The 14,339-nt window shown below is 32.8% G+C and carries 14 protein-coding genes; 6 read left to right on the top strand and 8 right to left on the bottom strand.

The annotated features are described in order from the left end of the window. Positions 1-5 precede the first annotated feature (5 nt). The 3 genes from Q1A01_RS14995 to Q1A01_RS14985 all read right to left on the bottom strand — a co-directional run bounded on the left by Q1A01_RS14995 (position 6) and on the right by Q1A01_RS14985 (position 3,354). Complete coding sequence (locus Q1A01_RS14995) at positions 6-1,181, bottom strand: nuclear transport factor 2 family protein (RefSeq protein WP_299682573.1); 1,176 nt, start codon at positions 1,179-1,181, stop codon at positions 6-8. 127 nt (positions 1,182-1,308) lie between these two features. Continuing rightward, a complete protein-coding gene (locus Q1A01_RS14990) occupies positions 1,309-2,205 on the bottom strand; it encodes a T9SS type A sorting domain-containing protein (protein ID WP_299682570.1) in 897 nt (298 codons plus the stop codon). A 261-nt stretch (positions 2,206-2,466) separates the two neighbouring features. Next, the gene (locus Q1A01_RS14985; protein WP_299682567.1) at positions 2,467-3,354 is read right to left on the bottom strand and encodes a T9SS type A sorting domain-containing protein; all 888 of its coding nucleotides are present in this window, start codon (positions 3,352-3,354) and stop codon (positions 2,467-2,469) included. Between the two features lie 253 nt (positions 3,355-3,607). On the opposite strand from Q1A01_RS14985, the gene Q1A01_RS14980 reads away from it, so the two are divergent. Next, the gene (locus Q1A01_RS14980; RefSeq protein WP_299682564.1) at positions 3,608-3,778 is read left to right on the top strand and encodes a hypothetical protein; all 171 of its coding nucleotides are present in this window, start codon (positions 3,608-3,610) and stop codon (positions 3,776-3,778) included. 72 nt (positions 3,779-3,850) lie between these two features. Here the strand turns inward: Q1A01_RS14980 and Q1A01_RS14975 are convergent, their stop codons facing one another. Further along, the gene (locus Q1A01_RS14975) at positions 3,851-4,564 is read right to left on the bottom strand and encodes a hypothetical protein (protein WP_299682561.1); all 714 of its coding nucleotides are present in this window, start codon (positions 4,562-4,564) and stop codon (positions 3,851-3,853) included. A 45-nt stretch (positions 4,565-4,609) separates the two neighbouring features. After that, positions 4,610-7,402: an excinuclease ABC subunit UvrA gene (gene uvrA, locus Q1A01_RS14970; RefSeq protein ID WP_299682558.1), complete on the bottom strand. Its 2,793-nt coding sequence runs from the start codon at positions 7,400-7,402 to the stop codon at positions 4,610-4,612. A gap of 238 nt (positions 7,403-7,640) precedes the next feature. Here uvrA and Q1A01_RS14965 point away from each other — a divergent pair, with 238 nt between their 5' ends. Then, positions 7,641-8,225 carry a sigma-70 family RNA polymerase sigma factor gene (locus Q1A01_RS14965; protein ID WP_299682556.1) on the top strand — a complete coding sequence of 195 codons (585 nt, stop codon included), beginning with the start codon at positions 7,641-7,643 and terminating at the stop codon, positions 8,223-8,225. 260 nt (positions 8,226-8,485) lie between these two features. Here Q1A01_RS14965 and Q1A01_RS14960 read toward each other — a convergent pair whose 3' ends face one another. Both Q1A01_RS14960 and nth read right to left on the bottom strand, forming a co-directional pair. Continuing rightward, on the bottom strand, positions 8,486-9,406 hold the full coding sequence (locus tag Q1A01_RS14960; RefSeq protein WP_299682553.1) for a leucine-rich repeat domain-containing protein: 921 nt from the start codon (positions 9,404-9,406) through the stop codon (positions 8,486-8,488). 51 nt (positions 9,407-9,457) lie between these two features. After that, positions 9,458-10,135 carry an endonuclease III gene (gene nth, locus Q1A01_RS14955; RefSeq protein WP_299682550.1) on the bottom strand — a complete coding sequence of 226 codons (678 nt, stop codon included), beginning with the start codon at positions 10,133-10,135 and terminating at the stop codon, positions 9,458-9,460. Positions 10,136-10,247: 112 nt separating this feature from the next. Here nth and bcp point away from each other — a divergent pair, with 112 nt between their 5' ends. Continuing rightward, entirely contained in the window at positions 10,248-10,697 is a 450-nt protein-coding gene (gene bcp, locus Q1A01_RS14950; RefSeq protein ID WP_299682547.1) for a thioredoxin-dependent thiol peroxidase, read from the top strand. Positions 10,698-10,737: 40 nt separating this feature from the next. After that, positions 10,738-11,361 carry a hypothetical protein gene (locus tag Q1A01_RS14945; RefSeq protein ID WP_299682544.1) on the top strand — a complete coding sequence of 208 codons (624 nt, stop codon included), beginning with the start codon at positions 10,738-10,740 and terminating at the stop codon, positions 11,359-11,361. A 114-nt stretch (positions 11,362-11,475) separates the two neighbouring features. Here the strand turns inward: Q1A01_RS14945 and Q1A01_RS14940 are convergent, their stop codons facing one another. Next, complete coding sequence (locus Q1A01_RS14940; RefSeq protein ID WP_299682541.1) at positions 11,476-12,924, bottom strand: TonB-dependent receptor; 1,449 nt, start codon at positions 12,922-12,924, stop codon at positions 11,476-11,478. A gap of 123 nt (positions 12,925-13,047) precedes the next feature. Between Q1A01_RS14940 and Q1A01_RS14935 the strand changes: the two genes are divergently transcribed. Next, positions 13,048-13,842: an MBL fold metallo-hydrolase gene (locus Q1A01_RS14935; RefSeq protein ID WP_299682538.1), complete on the top strand. Its 795-nt coding sequence runs from the start codon at positions 13,048-13,050 to the stop codon at positions 13,840-13,842. Continuing rightward, complete coding sequence (locus Q1A01_RS14930; RefSeq protein WP_299682535.1) at positions 13,842-14,330, top strand: hydrolase; 489 nt, start codon at positions 13,842-13,844, stop codon at positions 14,328-14,330. The genes Q1A01_RS14935 and Q1A01_RS14930 overlap by 1 nt, the downstream gene beginning before the upstream one ends. Positions 14,331-14,339: the final 9 nt, after the last annotated feature.

The raw sequence follows: 14,339 nt of genomic DNA, 5'->3' as shown, positions 1-14,339 counted from the left end.
ATTGGTTATCTAATAAAAGTTACTTTAGTAATTTTTCCATTTTGCACTTCGTATATAGCGACTGCGTTAAAATTGTTTCCGTTGGCAGTAACATATTCTTCGTCTATTACTTTATTGCCTATGATAATTCTATTTTTTATTTCGACGTGTAAATCAGGGGTTCTTTTAAAGAATGCATCAAATATAGTACGTAGTTCTTGTTTTCCTTCATTCGTTTTTTTATCAGGAAAATCAAAGAGTTGTGCGTTATTGCTATAGGTTGCTAAGAATGCTTCAATGTCTCTTGCATTATAAGCGTCTAGTTGTTTTTTGATAATAACTTCTGGGGATATATCAGAAACTACAGCGAGTAGGGTAGATGTTGGATTTGTAGCAACTCTTGTAATATTATAGAGGTTTGGATCTTGAAAACTTGTAAGTATTTTCCATCGCGTATCTGTTGTGGGATTAAATGCATAAAGTATATTTCCTTTAGGCATTAGAATAGTTCCGTTATTGAGCCAGCACATATCTTCTGCTTCAGGAACTGTTTCAATAATTTTTTGGGTTGCACCCGTTATTGGGTTTAATGATTTAATTTCCCATTTTTCGTTTTCTTTACTGATATAACTGATTAGATTAGAATTTGGAATTTTATGTAGCGAACGACCAATTTTCTTTTGTTGCGTATAGTTTGTACCATCTTTTAGATTAGAAACGACTAGATCTAAACCGCCATCGGCAAGTACAGAAGAGATAAGAATATCTTTAGAATACCATGTGTGATACCCTATCACTAGGCCTTTTATAATTTCTTTGTTTTTGCCTGTTTTAAAATCATAACTGTACAAACGTTGTAAGCCTGTTGTGTCTAACCGAATGGATGAAACTGCTTTTTGGTTAGGAATTTTGGTAGGGGAGTACTCACTTCCAAATCCTGTATCATTGATCCATCGTACTTTTCCATCTTTTATAGAATAACTAGCTATATCTGTTTGACCATTACGGGTACTGGCAAATAAGACTTGGTTATCATTATAAAATGAGGGTTGGTTATCGTATCCATCATTATTGGATATATTCTGTTGGTTGGTAAGGGTAACTGTATTTTCTTCAGGAATGATGTTAAATAAGTAGACTTCTGTATTTGATTGTGCTATAGCAAAAAACGAACAGAAGAGTAGTGGTGCTAAAATGCGCATATCGTTGGTTTTGCTCTAAAGATAAGGTATCATACGCTTTCGCGAAACAAAGAGACGAAGAAGTTTATGCTAAGCAATGTCGAAGTATGAAAGCAGACTAGCATCTGTACCTAAAAGTGAACAGCAGTTATTTCACCATAAACTTTTGAGTATCTATAATCACATTATTTTGCGTTATTTGATAGAAATAAATACCAGAAGATGGAAAATCAGTACGATTGATATTCATCGTACTATTTGTGATTTCTTTTTGAGTTATAAATTGTCCTAAAATGTTATAAAATGAGATCGTGGTGTTACTTTGGAAGTTATTGATGGTTACCGTAGATTGCTCTGTGATAGGGTTAGGGGTTAGTGAGGTCGTTACTTTAGAAACTTCAGGAATATTTAATAACTCTGAACATTCTCCATTAATTTCAAAAAAAGAGAAAATTTCTTCTTCTCCATTATTAAAACAACTAATAGTTTCTCCAAAATCACAGTATACCTGAAAATGAGAAAAGAAACTTACATTAGACCCAATGCCTTCTATCCATTGTTCATTTTGAACATCAAAAGTAATTACTTTTCGGTTTTGACCAGCAATAAATTGTGTTGATACATCAATGACATCTGCATATCCATTTCCATTGTCATCATAAAAACAATCCCCTCCATAGCCAACATCTAGAAAATCTCCAACTTCTAAATTAAAGTTGTATAAGATCATTTCCCCATTAGCTTCTGAGTATGTATAGACAACCCCTTCCTCTTCTCTAATGAAAGTTGAAAATGTCCATGTTGGATTTATAGCAGAAGCGCGTTCCATTATTTTATAAGCAATACCATTAATTTCTGTTTCTCCATTAATTCGATATATATCTAAAAAGAATTGAATACAATCTCCATTATATGGGTCAGTTGGATCACATAACGGATCTTCAGATAAATACCCCCATTTATTTCCCTGATCTGTTATTGATAGCTCTTGTGAAATACTTATTGTAAACGAAAACAATACAATGATGCGTAGTAGTTTTTTCATGATCAAGTAATTATATGATTTTAAAAGTACTAAAAAAATGAAAACAAGTTATTAGTGAAACACTATTTTGTGAAGTCTGTAAGACGCATACAAAACAGATAGTTGAACCTGACTCTACCATCAGGCAGGCTAATCTCGCTTTTATTGAACTCGTTTGAGTATCAGTATCTAGCGAGATCTTGGTTTAATACCTTTTATTTTACGGATATATACGCTTTCGCGAAAGCGTACCAAGAATATGTACTTAAAAGCGACCAACAATTATTTCACCATAAACTTTTGAGTATCTACAATCATATTGTCTTGTATTATTTGATAGAGATAAATACCAGAAGATGGAAAATCAATGTGATTGATATTCATCGTACTATTTGTGATTTCTTTTTGAGCTATAAATTGTCCTAGCAGATTATAAAATGTTATAGATGTGTTATTTTTAAAATTACTGATTGTGAGTTGAGATTGCTCAGTAACAGGATTAGGAGTTAATAAAGTTGTGATATTGGTAGTTTCCGGGATGTTTAGTAAACTGCAATCTCCCTCTTCACTGAAAGTAAAAAAAGAGGCTCCATTACCAAAACAGCCTAAATTATAACCAGCATCTATTACACTCTGAAACGGAAGTATCAAATTAGTAGTAGATCCTATACCTTCAATCCATTGCTCAAAATCAGAAATAGAAGAATCAGGAGCTGGAACATCAAATGTGATTACTTTACGCATTTCTCCTGCTATAAATTCTGTGGTGACTGCTGTGACATCTGCAACTCCATTCTGATTTGTATCTTCTACTATAATTAAAGTTGAAGCATCACCAACTTCCAGTGTAAAATCATATAGTACCGATTCTTCATCCTGATTTGGTCGTAAGATATAAATCATAGGTCCTTCTTCTCTTAAATAACTAGAAAGCTGCCATTGATCAGAGAAAGTATTATAAAACTCTATAATAGTATATGTGATTCCATTTACAACTTCTTCACCATTGGTTCTATATCCTGAAATTTCAAAATCATTACAATCAGGAAGATCTCCACAAAACTGATTGATTTCTACCGTCCACCTATTCCCTTGATCTATCATAGAGAAATTTTGAGCAATAGTTGTCGTAAAGAATAGTAGTAGGATGATGTGTAGTAGTTTTCTCATAAAGACATAATAGTTTGATTTTAAAGATACTAAAAATCTTGCAAGTTTTTGAGTAGTTTATTTTGTAGTATGGCTAAGTACGCTTTCATGAAAGCGTACTTATTAGTAGCTTTTGCATGAAATTATTTTTGTAAAATGTTAATTAACAGCGTTTAAGTAGCACCTTAAATTATTTGAAATAGGGTATTGTTTATTTTTTATACAAGACTCAAATACTACCTTTTTAGAAAATTAACCATAAATATTTTATACAATGTTAAAAAACATTTCAGCTCTAGGAGCTACATTAAGCAAGAAGGAACAAGAACAAATTCAAGGAGGGTTTAATAATGGGTATTGCTGGAGAAATTCAGACTGTTATTGTGAATTTTTAGGTCCTGGTGACACATATTGCGGAAGCAATAATTATTGCCAGTTTTGGTAGACTATTAACCTTTATAAAAGAGAAAAATAAGAAACAGGGGCACTATTATGTAGTTGTTCCTGTTTTTAGTTTTTACATATCTCGATATCGTTTTGTTGAGTCATATCCTGCAGAATCGTAGGGAGTATCTGTATCTATGCTTTTTTTCCTGTGAGTAGGATGGTAGGTTTGTAGATTTGTGGCATCCCACAAAGGAACTCCTAAAAATTCAGCAATTATAACGGCTTCTTTTTGTATCGATTCATATTTAGCGTGATCTATGACGTTATAACGTTCACCATCTTCAAAGACAAAATTCAACTCATAACTTGTATAACTACTGTTCTTTGATCTTATATATTCAGAAATAATTTGTAATGCAGCAATCGTATCTAATTCTATTTGATTTTTTTTGTTTGTACGCTGAAAACTATTTACAGGTTTTTTAAAGCTTTTGTAAAAATATCCTATACGTTTATCAAAAATAACAGGGCGTAGATGTATATACATTAGATAAAACCCTACTGCTGGAAAAACTAAAATAAATAAGAAGAAATATTTAGTCTCTCCTTCTGTTTCAAAAAAACCTCCACTAAAAAAGAATACAACAAAGATAGAGGGCATTATAGTGAAGACTAAAGCAAATAATAATCCACCTACAGAACCTTTATAATGTAATTCTGATGATGAAATTTCTTTTAGTTTACGCGTTTTAAAATTTGCGCCTCCTCTTGCTTGTGGGTGCCAAGCGGTTTTATCTGCTAACGGATCTTGAAACGCTGAAGCATCAAAAGGTGCTGGCTTCATACTTTCTTTAATTTTTTCGATAAAACTTTTAAAACCCATTTGTTGTTATACTTTTTCTTTTAAATAGTGTCCCGTATATGATTTTTTAGATTTAGCAACTTCTTCTGGAGTGCCTTGCGCGATAATATTTCCACCATGTTTTCCTCCCGTAAGACCAAGATCAATCACATAATCAGCACATTTTACGAGATCCATATTATGTTCTACAACAATGATGCTATGACCTTTTTCTATGAGTGCTTCAAAAGATGCTACTAATTTATTAATATCATGAAAATGTAAGCCTGTAGTAGGTTCATCAAAAATAAATAATGCTTTATCTTTTGTATTTCCTTTTACTAGGAAAGAAGCTAGTTTAATACGCTGCGCTTCTCCACCAGATAGGGTAGAAGAGCTCTGTCCTAATGTTACATATCCTAAACCTACATCTTGGAGCGGTTTTAATTTACGAGTAATTTTTGCTTCATTATGTTCAGAAAAGAAGGCAACGGCATCATCTATGGTCATGGTGAGGATATCATCAATATTTTTATCATTGAATGTTACTTCTAAGACCTCTTTTTTAAATCGTTTTCCTTTGCAGTTTTCACATTCTAAATGAACATCTGCCATAAATTGCATTTCAATAGTTACTTCACCTTCGCCTTTACACGTCTCGCAACGTCCCCCATCTACATTAAAAGAAAAATGCTTTGATTTATAACCCCGTATTTTACTTAATTTCTGATTCTCGTATAGTTTTCTGATATCATCATAAGCTTTGATATAGGTAACAGGATTAGAACGAGAAGACCTTCCAATTGGATTTTGATCAACAAACTCTACTGTTTTTACGGTATCAAACTTCCCTTTGATCTCTGTAAACTGTCCTGCTTTTTGTCCGTAACCGCCTATTTCTTTTAGTAATGCAGGATATAATAGTTTACGTACAAGGGTACTTTTTCCACTACCAGAGACACCCGTTACTGCGGTAAACATTCCAAGTGGAAAACGCGCATCAATATTTTTTAAATTGTTTTCTCTTGCACCTATAATCTCTACATAGAAATCGGTTGTTCTACGTTTTGAGGGAACTGTAATTTCCTTAGTGCCATTTAAGTACTGTGCTGTTAATGAGTCGCTATCTAGGATATCTTGATAGGTACCCGTAGCAACTACGTGACCTCCAAAAGTTCCTGCTTCTGGTCCTATATCTATGATTTCATCAGCAGCTTTCATGATATCTTCATCATGCTCTACTACAATAACCGTATTTCCTAAATCACGTAAAGATTTGAGAACTTCTATTAATTTTTCAGTGTCTTTAGGGTGTAGGCCAATACTTGGCTCATCTAATATATACATAGACCCTACAAGACTACTTCCTAAAGATGTAGCAAGATTAATACGTTGCGACTCTCCTCCAGAAAGGGTGTTTGATTTACGATTTAAGGTTAAGTAATCGAGTCCTACCTTAGATAAGAATTCTAATCTACTATTGATTTCTTTTAAAAGTCGTTTAGCAATAGTCGCATCGTATTCATTTAATTCTAATGCTTTAAAGTAGTCAGCTACTTCATTAAGCGGTAATGTAACTAGATCAATAATATTTTTATCACCTACTTGTACATAGGTAGCTTCTGGTCGTAAGCGTTTTCCTTTACAGGTATTACATTTTGTTTTTCCGCGATAGCGAGATAACATTACTCGATTTTGAATTTTATAGGCTTTAGATTCTAGAAATTCAAAGAAAGTATGAATACCTTCAAAATGCTCATTACCTTCCCATAATACTTGTTTTTGATCTTCAGAAAGCTCAAAATAAGGTTTGTGTATAGGGAAGTCAAATTTATACGCACTATTTACTAATTGATCTCTATAATAACTCATGCTTTCTCCTCTCCAAGGAAATACACAGTTTTCAAAAACAGAAAGCCCTGTATTTGGTATTACAAGATCTTCATCTATTCCAATAACATCACCATACCCTTCACATGTAGGACAAGCACCATAAGGATTATTAAAACTAAATAAATGTACATTAGGCTCTAAGAATGTCATTCCATCCAACTCAAATTTATTAGAAAAATGACGTATTGTTTTGTCACTAAGTGTTTCTATAAACAATTCTCCTTTTCCTTCAAAAAAGGCAGTTTGAACAGCATCCGCCAATCTATTTTTAAAATCTTCATCGTCAGGATTTGTAACAATTCTGTCTACAACTAATTGAATATCTGATGCTTTTAATTTCTTTATATTTTCTAATGCATCAATACGTTTTACCTCGTCTTTTACTTTTACTCTGGCATATCCTTGTTGTTGAAGTGCTTTTAGTTTGTCTTGTAATTTGCGTCCATCTTCCAGATAAATAGGAGAGAGGAGGAGGAGTTTTTCCGCTTTCGCGAAAGCGTTTACATACACCACCACATCGGTAACTGTATCTTTTTTTACTTGATTGCCAGAAATAGGAGAGATCGTTTTACCAATACGAGCATATAGTAACTTTAGGTAATCATAGATCTCTGTAGAAGTACCCACCGTCGATCTTGGGTTTGTAGAATTTACTTTTTGCTCTATCGCTATAGCAGGAGCAATCCCTTTAATATAATCTACTTTCGGTTTATCCAAACGTCCTAAAAACTGTCTTGCATAGGAAGAAAGACTTTCTACGTAACGACGTTGTCCTTCTGCATATAGCGTGTCAAACGCAAGACTGGATTTCCCAGAACCTGATAGTCCTGTAATAACTACTAGTTTATTACGCGGAATAACGGCATTTATATTCTTAAGATTATGAAGTTTTGCGCCTTTGATAATAATATTATCCTTAGGATTTACAAGAGAAATGTCTACTGGCATAGTAATTTTTTACAACTAGAAACAAAGATACTACTTCTGTTTCATACCGAAAACACTAGTGTTTTGGTATTTTTTTTAAAGAAATCATAAAAAAATTTTGTATTTGTCAAAAGAATACTAGTATATTTACAATTCTTAACACAATAAAACAATTTTCTGCCTATAGCATATTATTACTTTTTTTAAAATGATGATTGTAAGGAATTTTTCCTTCATAGTTAACCTACAAAAGTGTAATATGAAAACAGTGTTAATAGACGACGCCCTGCTCGTTAGTAATTACATCAAAGGAGATGAAAATTCATTAACGACCCTCATAACGAGGCACAAACAACGTATTTATAGTTTTATATATTCTAAAGTATATGATAGAGACGTATCTGAAGATATTTTTCAGGATACATTTATTAAAGTCATTAATACACTTAAGAGAGGTCGCTATAATGAAGAAGGTAAGTTTCTTCCTTGGGTAATGCGTATCGCTCATAATTTGGTTATTGATCACTTTAGACGTAATAATCGTATGCCTAAGTTTGATAACGATGGGGAGTTTAGCATCTTTTCTGTATTGAGCGACAACTGCTTAAACGCTGAAAAACAGTTAATTAAAGATCAAGTGGAATGTGATGTAAGACGTTTGATAGAAGAGCTTCCAGATGATCAGAAAGAAGTACTTTACATGAGAGTATATCAAGAGATGAGTTTCAAAGATATCTCAGAAAAAACAGGTGTAAGTATCAATACTGCGTTAGGTAGAATGCGTTATGCACTCATTAACCTTCGTAAGGTAATAGATAAACATAACATTATTTTAACAAATTAATATAATAATAGGGTATATTTTGCGTTATTGACATAACTATAAACCAAAAATAGCTATATGTCAAAAATTTACTCTGAACCATCGCCGGGTAAACAGGCTGAAAATTTACAACCTAAGTTAGAGACAATTAAGTTTCTACTTAACTATTCTAAGGCTTTAAGTGTTATACATTATAAATCGATGAATTTTGAAGCAGTCATCAACTAAACTTTGTAAAAATCCCAATCGTTCAGATTGGGCTTTTTCTATATATCAAACTATCAGAATACCAAATTGGTAGTAGGTAACTGACTTTTTATTCTCTCTTGTTCGGCTTTAGGAAAATGATTGCCACTTAATTCTAAAACCTCCAATCTTTTAAATCCTTTTAAGTCAGTTGGAAGTTTACTCAAGTTATTTTCTCTTAATAACAGTACTTTTAAATGCTCTAAGTGAGCAGTGTTTACTAGTAGTTCTGTTATATTAATAGCTGGATTATTGTCTAATACCAATCCGTTTATTTGTTGCATTAGGCTTAATTCTTGAGGGATTTGTGTAATATCATTATTAGATAACACTACTATTTTTAAATTAGGCACTTGCGCTAAATTTTTAAAAGCGCTACTTAGTTTTAATTGTGGATTTTCAGATAGATGTATTTCTTCTAAGGCATGTAATTTATTAATGTCTGATGGTATTTGTATTAGATTATTCCCATCTAGATATAAGAAGTCTAACTTTTTTACTTTTATACAAGTTGTTATCACTGATTTTATATCTAGTTGCGGATTATAGGATATATCAACTTCTCTTAACTTTGGTAATGCTGTAATGACTTCAGGAAGTTTTTTAAAAGCATTATTTCTAAGATTTAGAACAGTGATATTTTCTAATTGATTCAGATATTCTGGTAAATCAGCGATTGTATTTCCTTGAATATTTAGTAAACTTAAATTTCGCACCTCCTTAATTGCTTTTGGTAAAACGCTTAACTCACAGTTTGTTATGTAAAGCGATTGTAGGTTTGGAAGTTTATGTATTTGTGTATTAATTAAAGAGACTTCAGCGCAATCAAGATCAAGCCAAGTAACTTGATGAGTTTCTTGTAGGGCATGTCTAAACGTAGTATATTTTGTGTTGTTTTGAGCAATTACTACCCATTGAAACATTAGTATGTAGAGTAGAAGTAGTCTCTTTTTCATTAGATACAAAGTTTAAAATAGTCTGTAATAGTTGACTTTCTGTAAGAGTACTTATTTCTTCTTTTTTGCTCTTTTTTCTAAGGTTTTATAATATTCGTTAATAACGGTTTTGCGACCTATTGTTTTGGTGATAATGTCTTTTTCAAGATCCCATCCTCGTGCAGGAGAGAATTGACGCCCGTACCAAATAATTTGTAAATGTAAATCATTCCAAACATGCTCAGGAAATAAACGTTTGGCATCTTTTTCTGTTTGTACTACATTTTTTCCATTGGTAAATCCCCAACGATACATTAATCTATGTATGTGCGTATCTACAGGAAATGCGGGTGTGCCAAATGCTTGGGATACAACAACACTTGCCGTTTTATGACCTACTGCCGGTAATTCTTCTAGTAATGCGATATCATTAGGCACTTCACCATTATATTTATCGATTAGGATATGTGAGAGCCCGTGGATTCCTTTTGATTTCATAGGAGAGAGGCCAACAGGTTTTATGATTTCTCTAATTTCTTCTACCGTAAGTTTGATCATGTCATACGGATTATCAGCAACTTCAAATAGTAATGGAGTAATTTGGTTGACACGTACATCGGTACTTTGAGCACTCATTAATACTGCAATCAATAAGGTATATGGGTCTTTATGATCTAATGGAATAGGTATTTGAGGGTATAATTCTTTTAACGTATCTATAACGAAATCTACTTTTTCTTGCTTGGTCATTTTGTTTATCTTAGCAGGGTGAATTATTAAACAAAACACGTATTGAATATATTCAAGTGTTTTTTTAATGATGAGTTCTATAAAAAGTCAAACCATATTTAAAACGAAGATAATGAATACACTTAAAGTAGGGGATAAAGTACCTGATTTTACAACAACAGATCAAGATGGAAACACAGTATCACTTTCTGATTTTAAAGGAAAGAAACTAATTGTTTTCTTTTACCCTAAGGCATCAACACCTGGTTGTACTGCCGAAGCATGTAACCTAAGAGATAATTATCAAGCATTACAAGACCAAGGATATACATTATTAGGGGTAAGCGCCGATTCTGAGAAGCGTCAGAAAAATTTTGCAACTAAATATGAATTTCCATTTCAACTTCTTGCAGATGAAGATCATAGTGTGATCAATGCTTTTGGAGTATGGGGATTAAAGAAGTTTATGGGGAAAGAATATGATGGTATTCACCGTAAAACATTCAAGGTAGATGAACAAGGAGTGGTTACTGAGGTTATAGATAAAGTAAAAACTAAAGATCACGCGGCTCAATTGTTATAGTACATTACTACTGCATCTAAAACAAATAACACTTATGGCAATGCCTAAGAAAGGATCTAGAAAAATTATTGTAGATCATGAACCATATTTTTGGAAAGTTATTGCAGATGAAGATTTGTATTTCAAACAATTAATTATTGAAAATACTAAGTATCAAGATTATCAGATAGAAGCACTATTTGATTACAGAGAATCTCTTACTATTTCACCTAACATGGTAAGTCAGATTATACATTTAGCAATGCATAATGGTTGGAGTCCTGGGAAAAGTCAAGAAAAAAAGTATATATTTAAAGACTTTTCTAAATTAAAAATTAAGACTACTGCTATCTGGAAACCAGCTGTTTTTAATGGTAAGCAAGTATTAAAGAAAGGAGTAACTGATTTATTTTACTTTACTAATTTTAAAGGCTTAAGTTTTTCGTGGGGTGAATTTGATATCGGTAATGATTTTAAAGCTTCTTGTAAAATAGACGAGATGATTCATGATGTATATGGTGAAATCTATTCTGTTGAATCTGTTGGAGAACAATTTATAATTTCTGGAGCGCAAATCAATGAAAAAATCGACATGACACATGTAAATGATGTAGAAAAATGGACATTGAAAGTAACGCTAAGTGAATTCATTAAATTACCAAAACGTAATTATGAAAACACATAGTTTATGATTATCAATTGTCATTTTTCAAGACAAATAGATTACTTCATATAATAAGCATTCATAAAAAAAGCTCCTATTAGGAGCTTTTTTTATACGTTATATAGTAATGATTGTTTACTCGCCGTAAGCAACACTCTCGTATCCAAATTGTTCTCTTGATTTGATCATTTCGGCAATACCTTCAGGGAGTAATTCTTCCCAGCCTTCTTCGCCATCATGTATCATACGTAGTACTTCTCTAGAGAAAATACCAGAAATTGTTGGATCATAGTTTTCTATATCTACTACTTTACCATTGTACTTAAAGAACTTATAAAGCTCTTTCATACGTGGATGTACTTTCAAGTTTTCACTTGTAGTAAGTTCTCCAGTCTTAGGATTCTTCATTGGATATAAGTACACTTTAAGGTCTTTAAAGAATAACTTACCAAAAGCTTCTAAGATACCACCACTTAAATGACGATAATAACCTGCATCAAAGACATCAATAAGATTATTAACACCCATCACAAGTCCCATACGCTCTTTTGTATAGTTAGAGAAGTATTCTACTACTTTGTAATATTCTTTAAAGTTGGAGATCATCACCGTTTGTCCTAGCGAACATAACAGGCGCGCTCTTGCCATAAAGTCTTCTTCATCAATTTCTCCTTCAGCACGTAGATTGGAAAGTGTAATTTCAAAGATCACTTCTGTTTTCTTTTCATTTACACGATTGGCTTCTAAAAACATGGCAAGTGATTTCTCATACATATCCATGTTTACTTTTGTTACAGGTCTAAAACTACCACGTAATGCAAGTACATTCTTTTTATATAGAATAGCAGCTGGTAATACATTATTACCGCTAGGATCAAACATAACGGCTTCTGTCATTCCGTTTCTTACAAGTTGTAGACTCATTAAACGGTTATCTACACCTTCAAACTGAGGTCCAGAGAAGTTGATCGTATCTATTTCTATCTGATCTTTATCAATATGATCGTATAAGTATTGTAATAAATGTCTAGGATTGTCATGCTTATAAAAAGCACCATAAATTAGGTTGACACCTAAAGTTCCTAAGGTAAGTTGCTGTAATCTGGCGTCATTTTCGTGAAAACGAACGTGTAATATAATTTCATTAAAATCACCTTCTGGTGTAATTTGAAATTTAATACCTACCCAACCATGACCTTTATACTTTTTTGCAAAATCTATAGTAGCCACTGTATTGGCATAGGTAAAGAAAATTTTATTAGGCTCTTTATAGCGTGAGATACGATCTTCTATAAGTTGCATCTCATGCGTAAGCATTTTTTTAAGACGCTTTTCGGTCACATAACGACCGTCATCTTCTATACCATAAATTGCATCACTAAAGTCTTTATCATAAGCACTCATTGCTTTTGCAATGGTACCGCTGGCTCCACCAGCTCTAAAGAAGTGACGTACGGTTTCTTGTCCAGCACCTATTTCTGCAAATGTACCGTAGATGTTTTCATTAAGATTTACTCTTAATACTTTGTTCTTTATCGAAGGGACTTTTTCAAATTCCTTATCTCCAAGAATTGTAATTGCCATAGCTAATTATTTACCTTTTAAGTAGGTTTTTCAAATATACTAAATAGCTACAGTACCCAAAAAAAATAACTGTATTTTTGCATCATAATTTTATACATAAACTCCTTGTAATAATTCACAGATTTGACAATTACATTTTTAGGTACTGGTACATCTCAAGGAATTCCTGTTATAGGGAGTGATCACCCTGTATGTTTAAGTGAAGATCCTAGAGATACACGTTTACGGGTATCTGTTCTTATCGAATGGGATACGTATCATTATGTTATAGATTGTGGTCCTGATTTTAGGGCACAGATGCTACATACGCTTTCGCGAAAGCGTACTCCAGAGGGAACCCTCGTACCATTGAGTGGTATTTTATTTACACATGAACATGCAGATCACGTAGCGGGACTTGATGACATTCGTCCTTTTGTATTTAAACAAGGAGATGTTCCTATTTATGCACATAAACGTGTGCTCACAACCTTAAAAGAACGGTTTGATTATGTTTTTGCTACAGAAAATCGATATCCAGGAGCACCCAGTGTAAGTTCATTTGAGGTCATTAATAATCAATCACTATCATTAGGAGGTATACCTGTTATTCCTATAGAGGGGTATCACGGAAACTTACAGGTTTTTGGATATCGTTTTGATAAAATTGCTTATTTGACGGATATCAAAACCATCGCTCCTGAAGAATTAAAAAAATTACAAGGACTTGATATACTAGTGATCAATGCATTGCGTTATGAAGAGCATCAAACACACTTAAATGTAGATGAAGCACTGGAATTGATAGCGAAAATTCAACCAAAACAAACCTATTTTACACATATAAGCCATCATATGGGATTTCATGCGCAAGTAGAAGCTCAGCTTCCTGATAATGTACATCTCGCTTATGATGGATTAATACTAACAACACCCTAATGAAACGTAATATCTTCTTATACCTTTTTCTATTTGCTGCTTTATGGATTGTATATCAATATGTACACAACAAAAAGTTTTATGAAAATCAGCAACAAAAAATGACAAAGTTGGAAACGAAGCATCAAAAGGCTATAGATAGTATCGATGCTTTGCAACAGCGTATTGCTGAAACAGAATACTTTGGATTGAAAACAAATGCAAATGCGTATGAATATTATGAAAATGATAATATCAATATCGATTTTGTAACACAACAAGTAACCGATGGTATTATAGGAAAGAATACGATAAAAGGTAATGTATTTATTCCTTACGAAGGGGATGGACGTCCGTTTCAGGTAAATCAAATTCATTTGTTAAATCACCGTTGGATCATCGCAGACTTCTCTGATGGCAACACATGGGGAGAACTTTTGATTGAGTACTTTGTCAATGAAGATAATAGTATTGACTACCGTGTTATAGGGGATTTACTATATCCTTGATTTCTCTTA

This window comes from uncultured Dokdonia sp. (assembly GCF_947492815.1).
Lineage (GTDB): Bacteria > Bacteroidota > Bacteroidia > Flavobacteriales > Flavobacteriaceae > Dokdonia.
The sequence above is the reverse complement of the archived record's forward strand: the minus strand, read 5'-3'. Positions and strand labels throughout refer to the sequence as shown.